The following is a 25,191-nucleotide window of genomic DNA, read 5'->3' as shown; positions in this document are numbered from 1 at the left end:
ATGAAGGGGATATGATTGAGGTTGATGAGAACACGGTGTTAATTGGCACCAGAAAAAAAGAAGAGGATTAATTCCTCTTCTTTTTTTATAAGCTACACTAATGACATTGAAATTTCATTCTCTATACATCTTGCCGCATAGGTAGCTAGTTTAGTTCCTTTACCTTCAGAATAGCTTTCAATCGCTTTTATTAATCCGATTGTTCCGATGGAGATTAAGTCTTCTGAATCCTCACCAGTGTTTTCGAATTTTTTAACAATATGAGCGACAAGTCGCAAATTATGTTCTATTAACTTATTTCGTGCATGTGGGTCGCCTTGTGCCATCTTACGTAGGGCTTCCCGCTCTTCTGCTGCTGATAATGGTTGAGGAAAAGCATTATTTTTCACATAAGAAACAAGAAAGACGAATTCTTTCACTAAAAAACCTAGTGCTGTTAAGATACCGGACATATGAACACCCCCGTCAAAGGACTTTTGCCTATAACTAATTCCTATGTAAAGCTTTGAAGGAATGTGTCTGTCCGCATTAATAATTTTGAGTGGAAAGTATTTCCACAAAACTTTTCAATAAAAAAAGTATTAACCTGTGGCTAATACTTTTCCTGTGTTTATCCGATTAATCAACACTAACTTCAGCAGCGATAACGCAACCAATTACACCAGTAATGATGAGTCCAAGTACCATCATAAACATGTTAGGCCACCCCTTTTTTAAAGATATCATAACATATTTTCTTGATTTTTTCTTTTATTCTTTGTAATTCACAGTATGATTATTTTATTATCCTGGTATTTAGTTAGAAGTTTTATGTCTTTTTTTACTGAAAATGATTGTCAAAATTATAATTCGAAGCATAATACCCTCCTTTAACTCAACTAGGTGGTATCTTTCATCACCCATAAACAATTTTTAGATTTTTGTTTCATCATCATTATTAATAACCACCTTTCAATTTGATTTTGGCAGAATAAAATTAAAATAGATGTGGGAATTTAGCTTGTCGTTCTCTGTTTTCTTCTTCAATTTTTCGAATCATTTCGTGCTGCATTAATTCTTTAGCACTCTTGATTCTCTTTTTAATCGTAACTGATAAAAATAAAATATTTAATGTCATGGTTTTCACCACCTTTTTAGTTTTTATTACGTTATTAAAACATTCTGATTAATGAAGCTTGACGATTTCGGTTTTCTTCTTCAATCTGTTTAATCATTTCATATTGATTAATTTCTGTAGTACTCATTTTTCTTTTTTTAATCTTGATTGTTAAAAACAAAATATTTAGTGTCATATATATCACCTCCATTTTTTATATAAAGCGAAAGCGCCTTGACCAGCCCGACTAGCATAAGACGAGCCCTGAAAGAAGGCGCTTTTTGCATTCATTCAGGGATTGGCTTATGACCTCGAGGGGCTAGGCGCTGCAGCTGGATTTTTGCACACAAAAAGCCGCAGGAAAGTATCTCCCTGCGGTTTTTGGACATAAAAATACCACAGGGCACAATTCTCCCTGCGGCATGAATAGGCATAATTAAGTAAAGAATACTTTAAGCAATTCTATTCCTAGCGGTCGAATGTGTTTTATTCATATGAAGTTCATTAAGAGTTACAGTACAAGTTTTCATCATTCAACCTCCTTAATAAGAATTTTTTGCTTACTCTGGTAATTATAACCACAAATTTATATGTTGTAAACCCCTATTTTGGACTTTTTTTCCATCCGTTATAAAAAAGAAAAAAACGCCATAAACTGACGTTATTTTTTCATTAAATATTGTTGCCCTTCTTCAGATTCCTCTAATTTTTTCTTTAGTTTTTTAGAGAGGTAGAAGAAGAGAATTGATATAGCTAAAGATATTATTGATCCACCTGCACTTGCTAGCTTAGTTACAGTTGTTGCTGCTTCTTGAGGTATAATCATTCCAAAATAAAAAAACACGCCAAATGCTAATAAAACGCTAGCGAATCGGTGAAAATCAATCATTTTTTCGTATATATTTTTTGCCTCTATTTTCATATATGTCATCACCTATCAAATTAATAGTCTACTTGTCTACTTTAACATAAATGACATGAAAATAGAGTTTGTAATATATAGCATAATTACCATTCTACTGTCCTTCATCAGCCTTATGAAGGACAGTTTGGTGCTTTCCTAGCCTCGTTTGTCCTTCATAAGCCTTATGAAGGACAGTTTGATGGTTTTCTAGCCTCGTTTTGTCCTTCATCGACCTTATGAAGGACAGTTTGGTGCTTTCCTAGCCTTGTTTTGTCCTTCATCGGCCTTATGAAGGACAGTTTGATGGTTTCCTAGCCTCGTTTTGTCCTTCATCAATCTTATGAAGGACAGTTTGGTGCTTTCCTAGCCTCGTTTGTCCTTCATCGACCTAAATTGCTCCATTTAACATACATCAATTGTTTTAGAATAAAAAATACACACGAAAACTCGTGTGCATTTTAACAATTATTCATATTCCCTTAATTTTCTAAAGCTTGCTGTAAATCTTCTAATAAATCTTCCACATCTTCAATGCCCACTGAAATTCGAACTAAGCCATCAGTAATTCCCAACTCAGCACGACGTTCTTGTGGAATAGAAGCATGTGTCATTCTTGCTGGTACAGATATTAGACTTTCAACTGCTCCAAGACTTTCAGCCAATGTAAAATAATGAATCTTCGCTAACAGCTTGTCGGCAGCTTCAGCACTACCTACATCAAAGGAAACCATACCGCCAAATCCTTTTGCTTGTTTTTTCGCTATTTCATAATTTGGATGAGTTTCAAGCCCAGGGTAGAATACTTTTTTAACAGCAGGATGACCTTCTAAGAAATGGACAATAGCCTTTGTATTTGTTTCCGTCTCTTCCATACGGACGCCCAATGTTTTAATACCTCTTATTAGCAACCAAGAATCCTGTGGACCTAATACACCACCAGTAGAATTCTGAACAAAATGCAAATCTTCACCAAGTTTTTCGTCATTGACGACTACAAGACCTGCGACAACATCACTATGTCCACCAATGTATTTTGTCGCACTGTGAAGCACGATATCTGCTCCTTGTGCAATTGGTGTTTGCCAATAAGGAGTAGAGAAAGTATTATCAACAATCGTTAATAGATTATGTTCTTTTGCAATTTTGGCTGCAGCTTCAATGTCTGTAATTTTCAAAAGTGGATTTGTCGGTGTTTCTAAATAGATAGCTTTTGTGTTTGGCTTGATTGTATTTGTGATATTTTCTAAATTGCTAGTATCAACAAAAGTGGATTCAATTCCAAAACGATTTAATACCTTTGTCATAACACGGAATGTCCCACCGTATACATCATCTGTTAAGATGATATGGTCACCACTGTTAAATAACATAACAACAGCAGTAATGGCAGCCATTCCTGAACCAAAGGCAAAACCTCTAGTCCCACCCTCAAGATCTTTAATTAACTCCTCTAAAGCATGTCGAGTTGGATTACCCGTTCTAGAGTATTCGAAGCCTTTATGTCCACCAACACCCTCTTGTTTATAAGTACTTACCTGATAAATTGGAATCGAAACAGCTCCAGTATGTGGATCAGTACTAATACCACCGTGAATTAATTTTGTCTTTTGACGCATTCTATATCCCGCCTTCATATATCTTTTTACTTAAGTATCTTTCACTGCTATCTGGAAAAACAACAACAATGTTTGTTCCAGGTTGTGCTTTTTTTGCTTCAAGTAAGGCTGCATGTAAAGCTGCACCAGAGGAGCTACCAACCAGCAAACCTTCTTTTAGTGCTACTTCCTTCACTCGGTTAAATGCATCAACATCGGTTATGGTATGAATGGCATCAAATAGGTTAGTATCCATATATCCTGGCAAAAATTCCATTCCTATTCCCTCTGTTTTATGGGGACCGGATTCCCCACCATTTAGGATTGAACCTTCTGGCTCAACAATCACCGTTTTTACCTGTGGATTTTTTTCCTTTAAAAATCGAGCAGTTCCCATAAAGGTACCACCTGTACCGGCACCTGCAACAAAAACATTAATTTGACCATCTAACTGCTCCCAAAGCTCAGGACCTAAGGTTTTGTAGTAGGTTTCTGGATTTGCTGGGTTTCCAAATTGCTGTGGACTATAGGAATTTGGTATTTCTTGCAAAAGCTCCTTAGTTTTAGCAATTGCACCCTTCATCCCCTCTGATGTTGGGGTATGTACAATCACCGCTCCAAGTGCTTTCATAAGATCCTGTTTTTCCATACTGAATTTCTCAGGTACACATAAAATGACTTTATATCCTGTATTTAGAGCAGCGAGAGCCAGGCCTATTCCCGTGTTTCCAGCAGTTGGTTCGATTAGTGTACCTCCAGGCTGTAGCTTTCCACTATCTATCGCTTCTTTTAATAGCTCCTGACCTAACCGATCCTTGACGCTTCCTCCAGGATTCATCAATTCCAGCTTTGCAAATAAGCGAACCCCTTCTGGAAGAGAAAAATGATTTATTTCTACAATTGGTGTGTTTCCAATTAATTGATGGATATTTTGAAAAACCTTTTTCACTTTATTTCATTCCTTTATCGGTTCTTCTTGTTACTGTTCATGAACCGCTTTAACAATTTTCATTACTAAGTTTGCAGAGTTTACAGCCGCTTTCTCTAAATATTGCTCGAAAGAAACATTGGATTCTTTCCCTGCGATATCAGATAAGGATCTTATAATGACAAAAGGCGTTTGAAATTGGTAGGCTACTTGTGCAATCGCTGCAGCTTCCATTTCAACTGCTTGTAGATCGTTAAATTTCCCTCGAACAAAATCTACACGAGCGGGATCGTTCATAAAGGAATCACCTGTTGCGATTAAACCTTTTACAACTTGAATATCATTGATTTCCTTCGCTGCTTTTTCAGCTATTTGGACTAGCTTTTCATCTGCAACAAATGCTGCTGGAAGCTGAGGGACTTGGCCGTACTCATATCCAAATACGGTCACATCCACGTCGTGATGTCGCACTTCAGAAGATATCACAACATCACCAACATTTAAATCTGGATGAAACCCACCTGCTGAACCTGTATTGATGACAACATCTGGCTTAAATTTTTCTAATAAAATTGTCGTCGACATGGCGGCATTTACCTTTCCAATTCCTGAACGTAATAAAACCACATCAGCGTCATCCATCTTGCCTGAAGTATATTCATAACCAGCAACGATTGTTTGCTCTTTATTATCAATATGGTCCCGTAATAAAGTTACTTCTTCTTCCATTGCTCCAATGATGGCTATTTTCATTGCTAAAAAACCTCTTTCTTTACATTTTTTCAGCCTCTAAAATCCACACGAAATCGTTACATCTATCAAAATGAACTTGGAAACCGTGTTTTTCCAAAATGGCTCTTAATATAGGAATAGTAGTGTAATATTCCGTTTTAAGATCTGTTGCAAGATTTAGAAAGCCTTTTGACAACGCGTCTGAGATGGCTCTTTCATAAGCTTCCTCAGACTCGTACATCGTATCCGCAAAGACTATTTTACCACCAGATGCAAGGCTTTTTCCATAATTCTCTATCGCTTGTTCTTTTTCTGTGTCTGTTAAGTGATGAAAAGCATACGTACTTACAAACGTATCAATCGATTTCACCTCAGGAAAGCTCAAGAAATCACCATCTAGAACTTGAACACGTTCACTAAGCTTTTCATTTGCAATCTTTCTCATAGCAGATGACGGTTCAATTCCAGTAACTTCAAGACCTTTGTCTAACAGTTTAGAAGTTAAATTACCAGTTCCAACTCCGAATTCCACTACATGACCTTTAGATCTTTTTACTACTTCTTCTAAAATGCGATTATAATGTAAAAAAACTTCCTTGTATTCTTCGTCATGTCCATAAACGGTATCATCATAATAATCTGCCCACTGCTCAAACAACTCCAAAAATTCACGACCCATTATCTCCACTCCCACGTGTATACATTTTTATATACATAAATTCCTATGAGTATACTATGAATTAAAAAATAACCTGTTCCCAATTTATCACAAAGCTCTTAAACAATCAACATATCTTCCTTAAAATAGAATGCCAATCCCTTACACACCAACGCATTAAAGCACTGGGGGACTGTCCCCCAGTCCTTCACCGCATAAACGCAAAAGGGGACTGTCCCCCACCACTTTAGAGTGGTGAAGTTCAGTCCTCTTGTTTTTTATCGTTCGTATAGTTCTTCGATTTTAATAGGTTTCCAGCCTTGATTGTCTACCCATTCTATAAATACGCGGTAGGTTTGTGAGTTGTCTTTTGTTGTGACGGTAGCTACAGATTGATTTTGGGGCCCTTGTTTATTTCTTCCTAGAAACCAGACTGTCATATTACTTTGTTCAATACCAGTACCATATGAGATAGCCTTAAGCATTTCTTGCCAATCAGTGGAACTCTCATTGTAGACAGGGACATGTTCACCTGATTGTACAGTCCCGACAGCTTGCCAATCTGGATTTGTAATGGTTGTCTTGACATTTGGATCACTACTGCCTTCTGTTACAATATCTTCTGATTCTGGTTCAGTGACTGTTTCATTTTCTGTAACAGTATCATCTGATTCTGTTTCCGAATCAACGGGAGTAGTTGTTTCAACAGCTTCTTCTTCTAGATCTGTATTATTAGTTTCTTCTTCCTCCACAGAGGCATTTGCTTCATCTTCTTTATCTTTGGCATTAGTTTCGATATTTTGATCAGAAACTTTCTCGGTTGCTTTATCCCCGTTACTAAAGAAAATGGAAAAAGAAACAATTATAATTAATAGTAATACAATCACAATTAAACTATTTAAGATTAAATTTGTTTTTCTCCTTTTCGCCCTTTGATTCGAACGAGAAGGTCCATTAAACTGAAAATCTTTATGTTTCATTCTCTTCTCTCCCTTACTTTGGTTCAATACGATGTCTCCTATTTTAACATGTATAAGAAAGAACTTGAAGAAATAAGTAATGGGTCTTTATTATTGATTTTGCTGTTCTTTCTCATATATAAGCTTAACCATGTCTGCAAATAACGGATTAACTCCACCTTCATCAGCAGGAACTCCTAGATTTACGGTTACTAAGGCATAACGAGGATTTTTATAAGGAAAATAGCCAGCAAACCATTTATTATGTAATTCTTGATTATTTTCTCCTATTACACCTGTTTGGGCGGTACCAGATTTTCCAGCAACTTCAAAAGGAAGTTCCTGAAACCATCTGCCTGTACCATTTTCATTGATAATAACTTCTCTTAACAGTTTTTGAAGCTTCATAGCTGTGTAAGGAGCAATTGTTTCGCCTGGGAGAATTTTTTTATCGAATTCGGTCATTGTGGTTTGATTTTTATATTCTATTTTGGAAGCAACCCGAACCATTTCCTTTTTACCACCACGAGCAATAGTGGCCATCATATTAACGATTGCCAAAGGAGTTGCTCTTACCTCATGCTGACCAATACCTGAATAATAAACAAAATTCTGATCTTTTTTCGCATCCTCAGACGTAAACACTCGACCTTTTTTCTCATCTTTTAATTGACGGAAGTTTTCAAAATGATAAACATCTCCAGCCCAGCCAACGATTTCGCTTAAGCCTAAACGCCCAGCGTAATCTTCAAGGATATTTGGGTCAATTTCTTTTAATTCCCTAGCTATCGTTCCAAAAGTATTATTACAGCTTCTTGCAAAACTATCAGAAAAATTAAGCAGCCCATATTGGTGTTGTAAATCCGGCTTTCCATTAATAACATTGCAGTCAAACATTCTGCTAGGTTCATCCAAATTGTAATCAATGGCTGCAGCAGCTACAACTGTTTTGAAGATAGATCCGACTATTTGCTGTTCAATCATCATATTGTGCATTCCTAAACCATTATATGGGTCTTTAAGATTAATATTCGGTCTTGATACTGAGGCTAACACGGAATTATTTTGAATGTCTAATAAAACTAATCCCCCTTTTGTTATTCCGTACTCGTCTACAAGCCTTTCAGCTTCATTTTGGAAGTAAGTATCAATCGTTGTTTTAATGTTTACAGGATAAAAAGGGTTTGCTGGGTCAACATATTTAACATTTATCCCGAAAAGTGGAGACCCATCACCATCTACATGATAAACAAGCTTCGATTTCCCTTCAGGTAATAAAAACTCATCAAAGCTCTCTTCCATACCTGAAACACCTATTAATGTTTGAGTTGATAACTCTTTATCTGGGTACCTTCTTTTTAGTTCATTAGGATTTTCTCGAATAATTCCAATGAGCTGCTCTGCAGGGTAATCTGTGAGGTTATATTTTTTATTGACTGCAAAAACACCTGGTATATGAAGTGAATTAATTTTTTCCATTTGTTCTTTCGTTAAAAGAATGGGGTCAGGTTCACCTAAAGCAAATGGTTTATCATTTTTTTCAATCTCATTTTTTAATGATGAACTAGAAATACCCAGTATAGTAGCTATTGATGTCATATCCCAATCCATCTTGCTTAAAAATGGAAATAAAATTAAAACAGGTAACTTTTCTTGTGTTAAAGGTTCACCATTTCGATCTATAAAGTTCCCTCTGCCATTGTCCACGACCATTTCTTGTGAGCGTTGATTCACGCTCGCCTCAATAAGATTAACATGATGTTTAGTTAAATCTTCTGTTGATACTAGCTGTAATTGGATAAGTCTCCCCATTAAAGCAAAAATACCTAGCAGCCAAAAGCCAAGCGAATAAAGAGCTCGTTTTTTCCAAATCATTTTAACACACCTCGTCAAAAGTGTTGACGAAATATCGAATTTTCAAACAAATAATTACGATAATTTGACTTAAGTAGCAATAGAAAAGGACCTCTCATTGTTAGAAAGGTCCTTAGGATATACATTATTTAATTTCGGTAATTCTAACAGCCATATCTCCACCAGGAGTTTGTACGTTCACTTCATCTCCAACCTTTTTACCCATTAAACTTTTAGCAATTGGAGAATCATTTGAAATTTTTCCTTCAAACGGATCGGCTTCAGCACTACCAACTATGATATATGTTTCTTCCTCACCATCTGGTAGTTCGACAAATGTAACAGATCGTCCAAGTGTCACACCATCTGTACCCATATCTGCCTCTTCAATAATTTTCGCATTACGAATCATGTTTTCTAAAGTTGTAATACGGCCTTCAACGAAAGCTTGCTCTTCTTTTGCCGAATCGTACTCAGAGTTTTCCGATAAATCTCCAAAGCTACGAGCAATTTTGATACGCTCGACAACTTCCTTACGTTTAACTGATTTTAACATTTCTAGTTCTTGTTCCAATTTTTCTTTTCCTGCAAGAGTCATTGGAAATACTTTTTCTACTGCCAAAGATATTCACTCCTTCTAGTCTTCACAATCCCCCAAATAGATTGCGCTTTCAAGTGTATGTAATAGTGCGCGTCCGTTATCAAGGGACGCGCTCGGCTTCAGTTCTCAATGAACTGTATATTCTCTGTTACACATTATTCTGATTATAACTGAATTTTTCCAAAAAATTAACAGAGTTTAAAGATTATCTATGCTATTGTTTCATAAAAAAGACTTTTGTTCAAGAATTGTTTGAATTTTTGTTACCATTAAATCGATTGCAACATGATTGTGTCCACCTTCTGGGATAATCACGTCCGCATATCTTTTTGTTGGTTCAATAAACTGGTTATGCATTGGTCGTACAACCCCAATATATTGGTCAATAACAGAATCAATTGAACGGCCTCTTTCCTTAATATCTCGCAACATTCGTCTAATGATTCGAAGGTCTGCATCTGTATCTACAAAAAGTTTAATATCCATTAAATCGCGTAAACGCTCATCCTCTAAAACTAAAATTCCTTCTAAAATAATAACATCCTGAGGTTCAACATATATTACTTGGTCAGAGCGTGTATGAACAGCGTAATCATAAACGGGCTTTTCAATCGCTTCATGATTTAAAAGTTTATTGATATGTTCAATTAATAGGTCATTATCAAAGGCCAAGGGATGATCATAATTCGTTTTTAATCGTTCTTCAAATGGAAGGTGACTTTGATCCTTATAATAAAAATCTTGCTCTAGCATTAAAATGGAATGCCCTTTAAACGAATCATAAATTGATTTTGTAACACTAGTTTTTCCTGAGCCGGATCCCCCGGCAACACCGATAACAACTGGCTTGCGTTCCATTCTAGTTAGAGCTCCTTTCGCATCATGTTGTTAGGGTAAACCGGTTGATCAACTTTAAATTGAACAATTTGTAATGGATGACGTGCCGCATCTAGTTCGTTTCCTTTTTCATCCCAAATCTTATCAATAACCTGAGTGAAATTCTCGATTTCCGGTCCAAAGAACTCAACTTCATTACCTGGTTTAAAGTGATTACGCTGTTGAAGGGTAACAATTTTCGTTTCATGGTTATAATCAAGCACTAGTCCAACGAAATCAAAGGTTGTCTTTTTGCTATGATTTCCAAACATTTGCTCTTTATACCCAGGAACGCCTTCAAAAAATGCAGTAGCTGTTTCACGGTTTGCACATTTATCTAATTCCTCTAGCCATTCCTTTTGAATTTTGAAATGATCGGGATCCGCACAATAGGCATCAATTACTTTTCGATACACACTTACAACCGTTGCAATATAGTGAATTGACTTCATACGACCTTCGATTTTCAAGCTATCAATACCGATTTCAATCATTCTAGGGATGGATTCAATCAGCTTTAAATCCTTAGGACTCATCGCAAATGGTGCATCTTCATCCTTAAATAACGCTTTTTCTTCGTCAGATGTTTGCTCGTATAAGTCATAATCCCATCGACATGATTGGCAACAGCCACCACGATTTGAATCGCGCGCTGTCATATGGTTACTCAATGTACAACGACCAGAATAAGCAATACACATAGCCCCATGAATGAACGTTTCAATTTCGATATCCACTTTTTCTTTCATTAATTGGATTTCTTCTGCACTTGTTTCACGTGCTAAGACGACCCGCTCTAAGCCTTCTTCTTTCCAATATTGAACAGCCTTCCAGTTGGATAGTGATTGTTGGGTACTTAAATGAATTTCAAGTTTAGGAGCAACCTTTTTACATGTTTCAATAATTAACGGGTCAGCAACAATTATTCCTGCTACTCCCGCTTCTTGAATACCTTCTAAATACTCTTCTAACCCGTCAATATTTTCATTATGGGCGAAAATATTTGTAGTTACATATATTCTTGCTCCATATTTATTTGCAAATTCTACGCCTTCTTTCATTTCTTCGAACGTAAAATTGTCGGCGTTTGAGCGTAGACCATATTCTTGGCCACCTATAAAAACAGCATCTGCTCCATAATGGACAGCAATTTTAAGCTTTTCAAGATTTCCTGCTGGTGCAAGTAACTCTGGCTTTTTTACAATTACGCGTTTTCCATCAATAAATTGAAAAATCGGTTGTTTTGTAGTGACCATTGTTGTGTACCTCCTATATATTTGTCCTGCTGTTTATGAGCTTAATAAACGGTTTCTTTAAAGAAAAATCCAGTATCCAAAGGTCGATTTTCCGGTTGGATAGCCTCAATTTTCTCAAGGAATTCACTTTTTTTATCGTCGTAAAGATCTGGATCTTCGTGAAATAAATCGACAGCTTCTCGATATAACTTAGTGACTTCGATAATGTATTCAGAAGAATGGAGAATTCCATCAATCTTAAGTGAGTTAATACCCGCCTCTAATAGCTCTTGAAGTTCATCAATGATACAAATGTCATTAGGGCTCATGATGTGCGTTCCATTTTCATCCTCAAAAATCGGATATTTATTAGCACGTTCTTTATCATGTAGAATCATATTCTTTTGTTGCTTATCTAGTTCATTTACATTACCTTGATACTCAAAATAATGGCCTAATAATGATCGCTTGGATTGAAACATAGCTGTCATACCGTGTACTTGTACCTCAATTTCTACTTCAGCGTTTTCTTTTATTTCAATGATGGCATCCATATTAATTTCACGTGCTAAAACAGCTCGTTTAGCCCCACGTTTACCCCAATAGTTACAAGTAAACCAGTTTGTTGCTGTTGTTTCTGTATTCCAGTGTAATGGCAATTCCGGAGCTACTTCTCTTGCAGTCATAAGAACAGCAGGATCCCCAAATATAACGGCATCTACATTTTGTTCCTTTAAAAATTGTAGATAATCGCTAAGCTCGTCCATTTTATTGTTATGAAAAATCGCATTCATGGCGACATACACTTTTTTACCGTATTCGTGGGCAATTCCAATTGCCTTTTGGACATCACTACGGTTAAATTCACCAGCTAGACGTAATCCATACCGCTGTTCACCAATAACAAATGCATCTGCTCCAGCAGCAATTAATGAATGAATATCTTCAACCTTTGTAGGTGTTACTAATAATTCTGGCTTTTTCATACCTTTCACCTCTTTTTACTAATTGCAATTCCGTCTCCAACTGGAAGAATGGCTGTGTCGTAGTCAGGATGGTTCATTAACCAATCATTAAATCCATCGATTTTTTTTACTAGACTACGTATTCGCTTGTTTTCGATTTTCTCCTCACAAACTAATCCTTTAAAAAGAATATTATCGGTGATAATGATGCCATTTGCATTTAAGTATTTTGTATATATTTCAAAAAAGCGCTGGTATTGACCCTTCGCTGCATCGATAAAAATCGCATCAAATGGACCATGTGCTTTAATTATTTCTTCTGCTTCAAGTGCATCACCTTTAATTAATATTACATTAGAATTTTTTCTCGCTCGATTGATGTAGGTATCTGCTTTTTTTGCCCGTTCTTCATCACGTTCAATTGTAATTATCTTAGCTTCTGGCAGTGCAAAAGACATTCGTAAGGCCGAATATCCAATTGCCGCTCCAACCTCAAGTATGACACTTGGGTGATGAATTCGAAGTATTTGCAGTAATGCTTCAATACCGATTAATTCCATTATCGGAACATTTTCAACTAATGCATACTCTTCCATTTCATGAAGCAGTTCGTTTCTAGGCTGAATTTTCTTTTCGATATATGTTTGCAACTCTTCTTTAATCAAGCTGCACCACCTCTATCCTAATCTTTACTTTGATTTAGACATGAAAAAAAGCGTTCACCGTGTGATTTTACAAAAAAATGATCTTACATCATTTTTCCCAAGCACCATAGGGCTTGTTTCCTCACTACTGTGGATAACGCTACTCGACTCTACTATAAAGTCCCTATACCAAAACACTTGAATTATTTTAACATAAAAAAAGAGGGAATGCTAATTTTTCTCTGATTCCCACTTAGAAAAGCGAAAGCGCCTTGGTCAGCCCCGACAAGCATAAGACGCTCCCATTAAGAAGGTGGTTTTGCCTTATTAATGGGAGTGGCTTATGACCTAGGAAGAAAGGGGTTTATTTCTTCCATCGAGGGGCTAGGCGCTGTAGCTGGACAATTCTAAATTAGTTTTAATTATTCGTTATATGTTCAGCCTTTTTCTGATTATGTTCATTCAATGTTTTAGAGAATAGGACTTCTCCTTCTGGTGTAGCTAAGAAAAATAGGTAGTCGGTTTCCTCTGGAAATAAGGAGGCTTCAATCGACATGGAACCTGCATTCGCTATTGGACTTGGCGGTAATCCTTTGACTTTATAAGTATTATAAGGAGAATCTACTTCCAAATCTTCATATAAGACCCTACTTTTATGCTTACCCTTTGCATAAAGCACGGTTGGATCTGTTTGTAAAGGCATACCTACTTCGATTCGATTAAAAAAGACGCTTGATATTTTGTGTCGATCAACCTGTTCTGTCGCCTCCTCCTCGATTAAAGAAGCCATTGTTAATAGCTTATGAGGAGTATACTTCTGCTTTTCCATCTCATCCCAATAACCGCCCAGTACATCATTTGTTTTCTCGATCATGACGGATACTACTTCTTCAAGAGTTGGATTATCCTTATAAAAAGAATACGTTGCTGGATATAAATAGCCTTCTAATGGGTATTTAATATCTTCAGCAAAAATTTCCTTTGTTAATACAGTAGGATACTTTTTCATTAAAGCTTCAATGAATTTCTTATCATTCAGGGTTTTTAAGACATCTGTTGATTCTTGATTGGTCTTATTTGCTATGATTTCAGCTATTTGCTGTAGCTGTATTCCTTCTGGAAGGGTAATTTTTAGTGCTACTTCTTTATTGACTAATCCAGTTTTTAAGTTATCAATAATAGTAGGAATTGTCATTGATGGACTAAGTGTATAATCTCCTGCCATAAAGCCAGATTCATTTTTAAATTTCACATAGTATTTAAAAACCTTAGCATTTTTTATAATTCCATTCTCTTCTAATATTTGTGAAATACCTGTTACTGAAGAGCCTATCGGAATCTCAATTTTTTTCTCAAGCTTGCTTTCTGGATTAACTGGCTTTAATGCTGATGAAATATAATAATAACCTCCACCTATGATACTGATTGCTAGTACCAAAATAACTGTAGTGATGATAAAAACAATTTTTCTAGCGATCCTTGCTTCTTTTTGCTGCTCTAGGAGTTTTTGTCGTACCGTTTCTTTCTTCGATTTATGGTCGTCCATCACTTTTATTCCCCCTAACTGTCAGGGATTTTTGATTGCTTTCCCTATTGTCTAAATCTTATCTCGAATCATTATACTATATTTTTTAGCTAAGTTTGTAGAAATATTAGGTTTCTTAATGGGATATGTCGTATTTCTAAAAAAAAACCGACCTATTAAGGTCGGTTTTTCATTTTATTCGTTGTCTTCTTCCTCTTGCTCATCAAAGAAGGTATTTACCATTTCCTCGATCATATCCCATTCTTCTTCAGTTTCGATTGGCATTAATTCTCCGCCATCTTCACCTTCACCTGGATTATATGAATAAGCATGAATTTCTAATTCTTCATCTTCGTTTTCATCATCTGAACCTACTGGTGTGTATAACACATATGATTTACCGAATTGCTCTGAATCAAATGTAAGAAGGATTTCACATAAAGTTTCATTACCATTTTCATCAATTACTGTAATATTTTTTTCACCGTTTTCCATGTTTTCACCTCATTAATTTTTACTGTCAAGATATCCTTGAAGGATCATAACAGCTGCCATTTTATCAATGACCTTTTTTCGCTTTTTTCGACTTACGTCGGCCTCTATTAAAACTCGTTCTGCTGCCATCGTGGTCAGACGCTCATCCCATAGAATGGGCGTAATGCCGAATCTTGTTTCAAGCTCTTGCGCAAACTTTTGGCTTGCTTCGCCGCGAGGACCAATCGTTCCGTTCATATTCTTCGGAAGACCTACGACTACTTTTTCTACTTTATACTCGTGAATGAGTTTTCCAAGCTGCTCAAAGCCAAACAAATTTTGTTCTTCGTTTATCTTTAATGTTTCTAGGCCTTGAGCTGTCCATCCTAATTCATCACTAATAGCAACGCCGACTGTTTTAGAGCCGACGTCTAGACCCATTACACGCATGTTTATCCCTCACGATGTCTCTTTAAGTAAAACTTTACTAGCTCTTCAATAATTTCATCTCTTTCAAGCTTACGGATAATACTTCTAGCGTCTTGATGTCTGGGGATATAGGCTGGGTCACCTGATAGTAAATAACCGACAATTTGATTGATAGGATTGTACCCTTTTTCTTGTAAAGCCTCATACACTTTCAATAATACCTCATTTACATCATGTTCATACGGCTCTTCAGGAAAATTAAATCTCATCGTTTTATCAAATGAACTCACATTAAGCACCTCGCTTTTTTGTTGGCAGGATACAAATGTTAATTGTTACCTATATTCTACACTAGTTTGTCCTAATGTTAAACCTAAACCGTTTGAAGAAATTCTTCAACGTAATTTAAAGCACTGTCTAATTTATTAGGATCCTTTCCTCCAGCTTGTGCCATGTCAGGGCGTCCACCACCACTTCCATCACAACGAAGTGCTACTTCTTTCACAATTTTCCCTGCATGGTAACCCTTTTCGATCAAATCACTAGTTACTGCAGCAATTAATTGTACCTTACCATCGGTATTACTACCTAATACAAGCACAGCGGATTGTAATTTTTGTTTGAGCTCATCCGCCATATTTCGTAAATTGTTCATATCACTTGCTTGTACTTTCGCAACTAAAACTTGAACTCCGTTGATTTCCTTTACTTTCGAAACGAGATTCCCTGCTTCGATATTACCTAATTTAGCTGCAAGTGATTCATTTTCTTTTTGTAACTGCTTCATTTCTGCTAATAGTCCATCTAAGCGAGTTGGAACATCTTTTGGATTACTCTTAAGTTTATCAGCAACTTCTTTTAATAATCCAATTTGTGAATTTAGCAACTTGTAGGCTTCCTCACCGGTAACAGCTTCAATTCTTCTTGTACCTGCTCCAATACCACCCTCAGAAGCAATTTTGAATAAACCAATAGTTGAAGTATTTGGTACGTGACAGCCACCACAAAGCTCGATACTGTAATCAGCTACTTGAACAACACGAACAATATTACCATATTTTTCACCAAATAGCGCCATTGCCCCCATTTTTTTAGCTTCATCAATAGCCATATTATCAATTTTCACGGAAATACTTTTCCAAATTTGTTCATTAACAATTTTTTCAATTTGTTCTAATTCTTCAGGTGAAATTTGGCCAAAGTGTGAGAAATCGAATCGTAAACGATCAGGTCCAACTTGTGACCCTGCTTGGTTAACATGTTCGCCTAATACATCTTTTAGTGCTCTGTGTAATAGATGAGTCGCTGTATGATTTTTAATCACTTTACTACGATTTTCTGAATCAACTTTAGCAACAACTTCAATATTTGCCTTTAAAATTCCATCTTTCACAACTGCTGAATGTAGATTTTGGCCATTTGGAGCCTTTTGTATATCCTTAACAGTTACTCTCAATCCAGTAGCTTCAATTGTACCTTTATCGGCAATTTGTCCCCCACTTTCAGCATAAAAAGGAGTAACATCAAGCATGAATTGTACTTCATCACCAGGATGAGCCTCATCTATTGGTTGACCATCCTTTAATAATACGGTTACGGTTGAAGTAGATTCTAATTGGTCATATCCAGTGAATGTACTTTCTACTGTAATTTCTCCCAACACTCCACCTTGAACCTGCATAGAATCAACGTCTTGTCTTGCAGCACGAGCACGCTCACGTTGAAGCTCCATTTCTTTTTCAAAGCCTTCATGATCGACCTTCATGCCTTCTTCTTCAGCATATTCCTCTGTTAACTCAACAGGGAAGCCATACGTATCATACAAACGGAATATTGCATCACCTGGAATCGTATCGTTGCCATTTGCTTTTTCTTTTTTAATTACGCTTGATAAAATCGCTAATCCATCGTGAAGAGTTTCATGGAAACGCTCTTCCTCGTTTTTAATAACTTTTTGAATAAACTCTGTTTTATCATTTACTTGTGGGTAAAAATCTTGCATGATTTCTCCTACAACTGGAACTAATTCGAACATAAATGGACGGTTGATGTTGATTTGCTTTGCATAGCGAACAGCGCGGCGCAATAAACGACGTAACACATAACCACGACCTTCATTAGATGGCAGTGCACCATCTCCTACAGCGAAAGCAACCGTTCTAATATGATCAGCAATTACCTTAAAAGCAACATCTTTATCTTTATTAACTCGATATTTCTCACCTGAAATTTCTTCAGTCGCATTGATAATAGGCATAAATAAATCGGTATCAAAGTTTGTAGGCACATTTTGGACAACAGATGCCATACGCTCTAGGCCCATTCCAGTATCAATATTTTTCTTTGGAAGTGGAGTATAGGTGCCATCTGGGTTATGGTTAAATTGTGAGAACACAAGATTCCACACTTCTAAATAACGATCATTTTCTCCGCCTGGATATAATTCTGGATCGTTTAAGTCGTTCCCATATTCTTCACCGCGGTCGTAAAAAATTTCTGTATTCGGTCCACTTGGCCCTTCACCAATATCCCAGAAATTACCTTCAAGACGAATAATTCGTTCTTCAGGAATACCAATTTTATCTTTCCAAATATCAAATGCTTCATGATCTTCAGGATGGATCGTAACGGATAATTTTTCTTTATCAAAGCCAATCCATTTTTCGTCTGTTAAAAATTCCCAAGCCCATTCAATTGCCTCTACTTTGAAATATTCACCAATTGAAAAGTTACCAAGCATTTCAAAGAATGTATGATGGCGAGCTGTTTTTCCAACGTTTTCAATATCATTTGTGCGAATTGATTTTTGAGCATTAGTGATGCGTGGGTTATCAGGAATAACTCGACCATCAAAATATTTCTTCAACGTAGCAACACCACTATTAATCCATAGCAGTGACGGGTCGTCATGAGGTACTAGCGGTGCACTTGGCTCAACTGAATGTCCTTTTTCTTTAAAAAAATCTAGAAACAAGCTGCGAATTTCGGAACCTGATAAATTTTTCATTCTTTTTCCTCCTAGTTTCATTTACAAATAGTAGCAATAAAAAAGTACACAAAAAAGCCCTCATCCCAAAAACAGGGACGAGGGCTAAAGCTTCGCGGTACCACCCTGATTATGAATGAAAAGCTCACTCATCTCTCAAGCCCCTTAACGCGGGAGTAACGGCAGGGATTAGCTGCATTCCGGAATAGCTTTCTGTTATCCTTCATTTAGAATCTCTCACAGCCATGGAGATTCCTCTCTTGAAATGGACTATAACATACTGGACCCATCAACATTTTTACAATATAACAACTATATAGCCGAATTATAGCGACAGAAAAATGCTTTGTCAATGTTCTGAATCTAAAGTTCCCTCATTCTTTTTCATAAAATGGTTTCGCGCATGCAAAATGGCTACTTTTACGACAGCTAAGATTGGTACAGCTAGTATCAAGCCCAGAATACCACTTACTTCACCACCGGCTAAGAGTGCCATCATAATCATAAGTGGATGCATATGTAGACTTTTCCCCACAATTAAAGGTGACAATATATTACCCTCTAAAAATTGAAGCCCAAATATTATAATGGCAATAAATATGACCATTTTCATCGAAACGGTAGCAGCAATAATCACTGCAGGTATTGCGCCTATCACCGGCCCAAAGTAAGGTATCACATTTGTCACTCCGATAATAAATCCTAGTAATAACGGATATTTCATATCGATAAACCAGAACAAAGCTGAAGAAACAGAACCGATAATCACACAAACTAGTAATTGCCCACGAATATAGCTACCAAGTGATTCATTAACATCTCTTAAAAAATGAACTCCTTGGTGTCGCCATTTTTTCGGAGTTAAATACCAAGCTGCCTTCTTTAATACTTTGAAATCCTTTAACATATAAAAGGCGATAAATGGAATGAGAGCAATCACAAAAATTGAGTTAAAAATGTTTACCATACTAGTTAAAACTGTGCTTAATAGCCGCTCAAGCCTTCCTTCAAAGGCAACTATTCCATCCTCTATTCGCTCATGGATTCCCATTGGCCATTCTGAAGTTTGATTTTGAATCTCCCTAAGCCAAAATCGATATTGATCGGCAAATTGTGGTAAACTTTCACTAAGATCTCTTATTTGTTTAATAAAAACAGGAATTCCCTTGTACAAGGCGAATCCTATCCCTCCAAAAAAAAGGGTGTAAATAATAATCACTGCTAACCCGCGATGAAGTCCCATTTGATGGATTTTTTCTACTAACGGATGTAGTAGATACGTTATTAGTCCAGCCACAAAAAAAGGGAATAAAACCGTTAGAATGATTTTTAAAATCGGCTGCCAAACCATTCCAATTTTAAAAAAAACATATGTCACTACAAATAGTAAGAGGAGAAACCCTAATCGATAATACCATTTCATCCGAATATCCATTTGCCTGCTTCTCCCTCCTTTGCATAGATAGTTTTTATCAGTGGTTTGGAAATATTCATCTAAATTTAATTATAAAAAAAGCTGGCTATAGTAAAGGGATTGTTCCCTTTTATAGCCAGCTTTTTAATTAAAACATTTTTGTAATTCTTTTAGTCATCTTACGCATTTGACGATTGGACACTAGATTATTTTTTTGAGCATAGTTATAAGCAACCATCCCAGCACCAAAAACGATTGCAGAGGTCAACATTTTATTCATACCGTCTCACCTCTTTTTATAGTTAGTTTTAAACGCTGTAACGACGATCCTCTTCTTCAAATAGATCATCTAACGAACTTAAACTACCATCTTCTTCTACTTGGTGGGTATGAATGAGCCCTTTAGCAAGCGATAGCTCTATAAAGCAGCTCCAGCAATAGTACTGATTGATCCCGATTTTACCTATATCCTTGCTTTGACAATTTGGACACTTCATCATGAAAAAGACACCTCACGTTATTTTACCTTCACGATGATGGCATCTTCTCCGATCGCGGGCGATTCAGACGTTTTTACGACTTGCTTACCTTCGGTTATATCCGAAAAGAAGCCATCCGATATCTCATACCCTACAATTGTGCCCAATTCTTCCATAAAATATACATCATCTAGAATTCCTAGCTCTTCACCCTCAGTAGTCATGACTATTTTCCCTTGAAGCTGCTGTTGGTGGTGAAGTGTATATTCTGGTGTCAAAGCCTTAATAGCTTTCTCGTTATCAATCATTACCCCATCCCAACCAAAAGAAGATACATCCTTAATATCAATCGTCTGACTTTTCTTGAAAATACCGTCTTTTTTAATAATAAGCCCTTTAACAAAACCATCGGTTGAAATATTTAAATCACAAACTTCACCGATTTTTTTCCCCTTTTGCATTTCATAAACTGGGAGCCCCTTTAGTAATGAAAATGTCCGCAAATACCATCCCACCTTTGCTGAACACTTTTAGTTTTTCTCATCTCCTAAGAAATCATAAGGGGTAACCTTTTCCATTCCAATCATCGGGTCTACTTTAAGCAGATATTGTTCTATTGTTATTTCTGAATCCATCTCTTCAATAATTTTCAAATCAGAAATAGGGTTGAATTCTGCTTTTATTTTTTCACAGAGCGAAGTATTTCGGTTCTGCTCGTCCGTCCGTTCCACACCCAGTTTAAGGGCGTCAACTTCACCGCAAAGAATTAAAAATTGCTTACTTCTCGTGATGGCCGTGTAAATTAGATTCCGACGAAGCATCCTATAGTAGCTTCGTGTAATGGGCAATATGACAATTGGAAATTCACTACCCTGAGATTTATGTACAGAACAACAAAATGCGTGTGTAATTTGATTTAAATCTTGTTTCGTATACGTAACTTCATTTCCGTCAAATGAAACAAGTACCATATCCTGCTTCTCGGTATTTTCCTTTGCAGTAAAAATGGAAATAATTTCACCAATATCCCCATTAAAGACATTACTTTCTGGCTGATTAACAAGCTGCAAAACCTTATCGCCAATTCGATATTTTACATCTCCAAAAGGGAGCTCTTTTCTCGTATTCCCTATATTGGGATTAAAAATTTCCTGAAGTAAAACATTTAAACGATCAATACCAGCCGGACCTTTATACATCGGTGCAAGCACTTGGACATCTTTAGCTGTATACCCCTTGTTCTTGGCATTTTTCACAACCTTTTCGATTACATCTGCCATTTGGTGAGTATTACAAGCAATAAAGGATCGGTCCCTTTGCTGTTGAGTAATATTGTTTGGCAATCGGCCTTTTTTCATTTCATGGGCAAGTTCAATAATGGAGGAACCTTCTGCTTGTCGGTATATATCGGTTAAACATACAGTTGGAATACATTTTGAATGTAATAAATCCTTTAAAACCTGACCTGGTCCAACAGACGGTAATTGGTCTTCATCTCCAACCATAATGACCTGGATATGATCTGGGAGTGCTTTAAACAACTGATGGGCAATCCAAACATCCAACATCGAGGTTTCATCAACAATCAGAATTTTACCGTCTAATGGATTATCTTCATTTTTATCAAAGCCCTCGGTTCCATTCCAACCAAGTAATCGATGGATCGTAACTGCAGGTAGCCCCGTCGATTCCATCATCCGTTTGGCTGCTCTTCCGGTTGGGGCTGCTAATAAAAATGGAAATGGCTCCTCTTTTTTATAATCTTTCGGATTCAAAGAACAACCATGTAAATCTGCATATAACTCAACAATCCCTTTAATAACCGTCGTCTTTCCAGTCCCTGGACCACCAGTCAGGATAAGCATTGGGGACATCAGTGCAGTCTGAATTGCATCCTTTTGACTTGGAGCGTACTCTACCCCAATTCTTTCTTCTAATTTACCTAAAGCTAATAAAAACTCAGATTCAGGAAATTGCTCTTCATATTCTTTTTGATCAAGTATTCGTTTTATGTTCCTCACTAAGCCTTTTTCAGAAAAATAAAGAGATGGTAAATAAACTTTTTGCTCCTCACCGATAATCTTACCTTCTTCTGTCAACTTAATAATTTCGGTTGATATGTCAAGATAATCAATATGATCACGTAAATTATCCTCTAAAAGCCCTTTAACTTTCTTCAACAAATCCTCTGCTTCAATATATACATGACCAGTTTGATTACAATCGAGCTCTAATGTATATAAACAAGCCGCCTTAATACGGTCTGGATGGTTACCTGTAATACCTAGATGAGAGCCAAGTTCATCCGCTCGACCAAAGCCAATTCCTTCAATATCTTCTACAAGCTTATAGGGATTGTTTTGAATGATTTGTAATGTTTGGTCTTTATACGTTTGATAAATTTTCATCGAAAGCTGAGGTCCAAAACCGTACTGATTTAAGCCAATCATAACCTGCTCTAGGCCTTGATGCTCCATCAATGTATCGTATAATTGCTTTGCTTTTTCTGGTGGAAGTTTCGGGATATTATCAAGTAAAGAAGGGCTATTAAGAATTTTTGAAATCGCATTATCGCCTAGCGTTTGAACAATGCTTTCTGCTGTCTTTTTTCCAATCCCTTTAAATAATTCGCTTGAGAGATAGTTAATTACCCCCTGCTTCGTTTGCGGTATATCTCTTCTGAAGTGTTCAGCCTGAAACTGCAAACCAAATTTAGGATGATCCTTTAACTCACCGTAAAAAATATACGTATCCTGTTCAAGAATCTTAGGAAAATATCCAGTAATCACAGCTTCCTTATCGTCATATGATTCATTTGTCTCTTCTAACCGAATACGTAGGACGGTATAGAGATTTTGTTCATTATGAAAAATCGTGACTAAATGTTTGCCCTTCATAAATTTCCGACTTTCAGAAAATAAATCTAAGGATTCTTGCTGGCTCAATCAATTCCCCCCTTTCCACCTAAAAGCATTAGCCTATATTTTTATTTTTTCTCAATTAATTTTTTTCCATATCCAGCTAAAATGTGATCTGGTTGAATTTCTAATGCTTTGTTAAAGAATTGTAATGCCTTTTCCCCATTTTCTTTAAAGCCATAAGCTACGCCAAGATTATAAAAAGCATCTGCATGCTGAGTGTCGATTTGTATACATGACTCAAATTGCTCGATTGACTCATCAATAAAGTTTTCCTGTGCTAAACATAAGCCATATTGAAATCTAGCCTCGGGATCGTTTCCGTCTAATTCAACACTTCTTTGTAAATAGGGTAAAGCTAACCTTGGTTGTTCTAGATTAATCAGCGACAATCCAAGCATGAAATAATTATCACCTGTTTGAAGTCCTTTTTTTAGTGCTAGTTCATACATGTCCTTTGCTTTCATAAAGTTATCTTCATTAAAAAATAAATTTCCTATACTATAATATGCAGCACCAGCATCCTCATCTAATTCAATCGCTTTTTTGAAAAATTGATGGGCTCGCTCATTTTCATTTAAAGCCGATAATAAATTCCCAAAATTAATAAAAGCAATTGGGTCATTAGGATTTTCTTCAATTGCTTCATTGAACGCTTTTGCTGCTTCTTCCCATTTTCCGTCTTGCATATATTGAATTCCTAATTGATTTTTATCCATTCTACTCACTCCATTTCACTCAAAAAAATTATAGCATAATGACAAACAAAAACCTCGATAAAAATCACCGAGGTTAGCCTACGTACGTTAACATTTCATTGTTCTTAAATACTTTATCTATCGTGCCTCCACCAAGGCACTCATCACCAAGATAGAAAACAGCAGCTTGTCCTGGTGTCACTGCTCGAATCGGTTCTTTGAAGACCACTTTCACTTCATCACCTTCAAGCAAGTGAACAGTCACTTTATGATCTTCCTGTCGATAACGGAATTTAGCGGTACATTCAAATTGCTTTTCCATAGGTTTATTTGAAACCCAACTGATATTCGTCGCAGTGATTGCATCCGAATACAGTTTTTCATTATGAAAGCCTTGTCCGACATATAAAATGTTTCGCTTTAAATCCTTACCAATCGAGAACCATGGTTCACCTGAGCCCCCGATTCCTAATCCGTGGCGCTGTCCAATCGTATAATACATTAATCCATCGTGTTTACCTTTAACTTCACCATCAAAGGTTTCCATATTTCCAGGCTGTGCAGGTAAATATTGACCTAAGAATTCTTTGAAATTACGTTCCCCGATAAAACATATTCCAGTACTATCTTTTTTCGTCGCTGTCGCTAAATTTGCTTCCTTTGCTAATTCCCTAACTCGAGGCTTTTCTAAGCTACCAATTGGAAACATTACTCTCTCAAGCTGCTCTTGACTTAGCTGATTCAAGAAGTAGGTCTGGTCCTTATTCTCATCAAGACCTCGAAGCATTTTATATTCTCCATCACGGTAAGCAACCTGTGCATAATGACCTGTCGCTAAATAGTCTGCACCTAAATTAACGGCATGCTCAAGAAATGCTTTAAACTTTATTTCCTTATTACACATTACATCAGGGTTAGGTGTTCTACCTGCACGATATTCATCTAAGAAGTAGGTAAAGACCTTGTCCCAATATTGCTTTTCAAAATTAACCGCGTAATACGGGATGCCAATTTGATTGCAAACTCTTATGACGTCTTCGTAGTCCTCAGTTGCTGTACACACGCCAAATTCATCGGTATCATCCCAATTTTTCATAAAGATACCAATAACATCGTAGCCTTGTTCCTTTAATAATAAGGCAGCTACAGATGAATCGACTCCTCCTGACATTCCAACTACTACTCTTGTATCTTTTGGTTCCTTTTTCATCTTTTCACCTC

At 36.6% G+C, this 25,191-nt stretch carries 26 protein-coding genes and 1 pseudogene; all 27 read right to left on the bottom strand.

Annotation, left to right across the window (positions count from 1 at the left end; translation table 11 throughout):
• Positions 1-98: 98 nt before the first annotated feature.
• A pseudogene (locus tag LRP83_RS08490) lies at positions 99-452 on the bottom strand (sigma-70 family RNA polymerase sigma factor); the annotation flags it as partial.
• Between the two features lie 524 nt (positions 453-976).
• Complete coding sequence (locus LRP83_RS08485; protein WP_230496268.1) at positions 977-1,117, bottom strand: YrzI family small protein; 141 nt, start codon at positions 1,115-1,117, stop codon at positions 977-979.
• Positions 1,118-1,151: 34 nt separating this feature from the next.
• Positions 1,152-1,292, bottom strand: a complete 141-nt coding sequence (locus LRP83_RS08480; RefSeq protein ID WP_230496267.1) for a YrzI family small protein — start codon at positions 1,290-1,292, stop codon at positions 1,152-1,154.
• 465 nt (positions 1,293-1,757) lie between these two features.
• On the bottom strand, positions 1,758-2,018 hold the full coding sequence (locus LRP83_RS08475; RefSeq protein ID WP_230496266.1) for a YrhC family protein: 261 nt from the start codon (positions 2,016-2,018) through the stop codon (positions 1,758-1,760).
• A 461-nt stretch (positions 2,019-2,479) separates the two neighbouring features.
• Entirely contained in the window at positions 2,480-3,616 is a 1,137-nt protein-coding gene (locus LRP83_RS08470) for a bifunctional cystathionine gamma-lyase/homocysteine desulfhydrase (protein ID WP_230496265.1), read from the bottom strand.
• 1 nt (position 3,617) lies between these two features.
• Complete coding sequence (locus tag LRP83_RS08465; RefSeq protein ID WP_230496264.1) at positions 3,618-4,544, bottom strand: PLP-dependent cysteine synthase family protein; 927 nt, start codon at positions 4,542-4,544, stop codon at positions 3,618-3,620.
• Between the two features lie 30 nt (positions 4,545-4,574).
• Positions 4,575-5,276, bottom strand: coding sequence for a 5'-methylthioadenosine/S-adenosylhomocysteine nucleosidase (mtnN, locus tag LRP83_RS08460; protein ID WP_230496263.1), 702 nt, complete (start codon positions 5,274-5,276; stop codon positions 4,575-4,577).
• A gap of 19 nt (positions 5,277-5,295) precedes the next feature.
• On the bottom strand, positions 5,296-5,934 hold the full coding sequence (locus LRP83_RS08455) for a class I SAM-dependent methyltransferase (protein WP_230496262.1): 639 nt from the start codon (positions 5,932-5,934) through the stop codon (positions 5,296-5,298).
• A gap of 257 nt (positions 5,935-6,191) precedes the next feature.
• Positions 6,192-6,893, bottom strand: coding sequence for a DUF1510 family protein (locus LRP83_RS08450; protein WP_230496261.1), 702 nt, complete (start codon positions 6,891-6,893; stop codon positions 6,192-6,194).
• 90 nt (positions 6,894-6,983) lie between these two features.
• Positions 6,984-8,744: a peptidoglycan D,D-transpeptidase FtsI family protein gene (locus LRP83_RS08445; protein WP_435531337.1), complete on the bottom strand. Its 1,761-nt coding sequence runs from the start codon at positions 8,742-8,744 to the stop codon at positions 6,984-6,986.
• Between the two features lie 127 nt (positions 8,745-8,871).
• Positions 8,872-9,348 carry a transcription elongation factor GreA gene (gene greA / locus LRP83_RS08440; protein WP_230496259.1) on the bottom strand — a complete coding sequence of 159 codons (477 nt, stop codon included), beginning with the start codon at positions 9,346-9,348 and terminating at the stop codon, positions 8,872-8,874.
• Positions 9,349-9,549: 201 nt separating this feature from the next.
• On the bottom strand, positions 9,550-10,185 hold the full coding sequence (udk, locus tag LRP83_RS08435) for a uridine kinase (protein WP_230496258.1): 636 nt from the start codon (positions 10,183-10,185) through the stop codon (positions 9,550-9,552).
• Positions 10,186-10,190: 5 nt separating this feature from the next.
• Entirely contained in the window at positions 10,191-11,459 is a 1,269-nt protein-coding gene (locus tag LRP83_RS08430) for a peptidase U32 family protein (RefSeq protein ID WP_230496257.1), read from the bottom strand.
• A gap of 41 nt (positions 11,460-11,500) precedes the next feature.
• Positions 11,501-12,424, bottom strand: coding sequence for a peptidase U32 family protein (locus LRP83_RS08425; RefSeq protein WP_230496256.1), 924 nt, complete (start codon positions 12,422-12,424; stop codon positions 11,501-11,503).
• A gap of 5 nt (positions 12,425-12,429) precedes the next feature.
• Positions 12,430-13,068 carry an O-methyltransferase gene (locus LRP83_RS08420; protein WP_230496255.1) on the bottom strand — a complete coding sequence of 213 codons (639 nt, stop codon included), beginning with the start codon at positions 13,066-13,068 and terminating at the stop codon, positions 12,430-12,432.
• 397 nt (positions 13,069-13,465) lie between these two features.
• Entirely contained in the window at positions 13,466-14,593 is a 1,128-nt protein-coding gene (gene mltG, locus LRP83_RS08415; RefSeq protein ID WP_230496254.1) for an endolytic transglycosylase MltG, read from the bottom strand.
• Between the two features lie 174 nt (positions 14,594-14,767).
• A complete protein-coding gene (locus LRP83_RS08410) occupies positions 14,768-15,067 on the bottom strand; it encodes a DUF1292 domain-containing protein (protein ID WP_230496253.1) in 300 nt (99 codons plus the stop codon).
• A gap of 12 nt (positions 15,068-15,079) precedes the next feature.
• Positions 15,080-15,496, bottom strand: a complete 417-nt coding sequence (gene ruvX / locus LRP83_RS08405) for a Holliday junction resolvase RuvX (protein WP_230496252.1) — start codon at positions 15,494-15,496, stop codon at positions 15,080-15,082.
• A gap of 2 nt (positions 15,497-15,498) precedes the next feature.
• Entirely contained in the window at positions 15,499-15,765 is a 267-nt protein-coding gene (locus tag LRP83_RS08400) for an IreB family regulatory phosphoprotein (protein WP_230496251.1), read from the bottom strand.
• Between the two features lie 83 nt (positions 15,766-15,848).
• Positions 15,849-18,482, bottom strand: a complete 2,634-nt coding sequence (alaS, locus tag LRP83_RS08395; RefSeq protein ID WP_230496250.1) for an alanine--tRNA ligase — start codon at positions 18,480-18,482, stop codon at positions 15,849-15,851.
• Positions 18,483-18,810: 328 nt separating this feature from the next.
• Entirely contained in the window at positions 18,811-19,896 is a 1,086-nt protein-coding gene (locus LRP83_RS08390) for an AI-2E family transporter (RefSeq protein ID WP_230496249.1), read from the bottom strand.
• Positions 19,897-20,023: 127 nt separating this feature from the next.
• Complete coding sequence (locus tag LRP83_RS08385) at positions 20,024-20,155, bottom strand: YrzQ family protein (RefSeq protein WP_230496248.1); 132 nt, start codon at positions 20,153-20,155, stop codon at positions 20,024-20,026.
• Positions 20,156-20,183: 28 nt separating this feature from the next.
• Positions 20,184-20,375, bottom strand: coding sequence for a YrzR-like zinc ribbon domain (locus LRP83_RS08380; protein WP_230496247.1), 192 nt, complete (start codon positions 20,373-20,375; stop codon positions 20,184-20,186).
• 17 nt (positions 20,376-20,392) lie between these two features.
• Positions 20,393-20,857, bottom strand: a complete 465-nt coding sequence (locus LRP83_RS08375; RefSeq protein ID WP_230496246.1) for a PRC-barrel domain-containing protein — start codon at positions 20,855-20,857, stop codon at positions 20,393-20,395.
• A 27-nt stretch (positions 20,858-20,884) separates the two neighbouring features.
• Positions 20,885-23,299: an SF1B family DNA helicase RecD2 gene (recD2, locus tag LRP83_RS08370; RefSeq protein ID WP_230496245.1), complete on the bottom strand. Its 2,415-nt coding sequence runs from the start codon at positions 23,297-23,299 to the stop codon at positions 20,885-20,887.
• A 41-nt stretch (positions 23,300-23,340) separates the two neighbouring features.
• Positions 23,341-23,991 (bottom strand): tetratricopeptide repeat protein, encoded by a 651-nt coding sequence (locus LRP83_RS08365; protein ID WP_230496244.1) that lies wholly within the window; start codon positions 23,989-23,991, stop codon positions 23,341-23,343.
• Between the two features lie 73 nt (positions 23,992-24,064).
• Positions 24,065-25,180, bottom strand: coding sequence for a tRNA 2-thiouridine(34) synthase MnmA (gene mnmA, locus LRP83_RS08360; RefSeq protein ID WP_230496243.1), 1,116 nt, complete (start codon positions 25,178-25,180; stop codon positions 24,065-24,067).
• Positions 25,181-25,191: the final 11 nt, after the last annotated feature.

The sequence above is a fragment of the Pseudoneobacillus rhizosphaerae genome (genome assembly GCF_917563885.1).
Taxonomy (GTDB): domain Bacteria; phylum Bacillota; class Bacilli; order Bacillales; family Cytobacillaceae; genus Pseudoneobacillus; species Pseudoneobacillus rhizosphaerae.
This window is presented reverse-complemented; position numbering and strand designations above follow the sequence as displayed.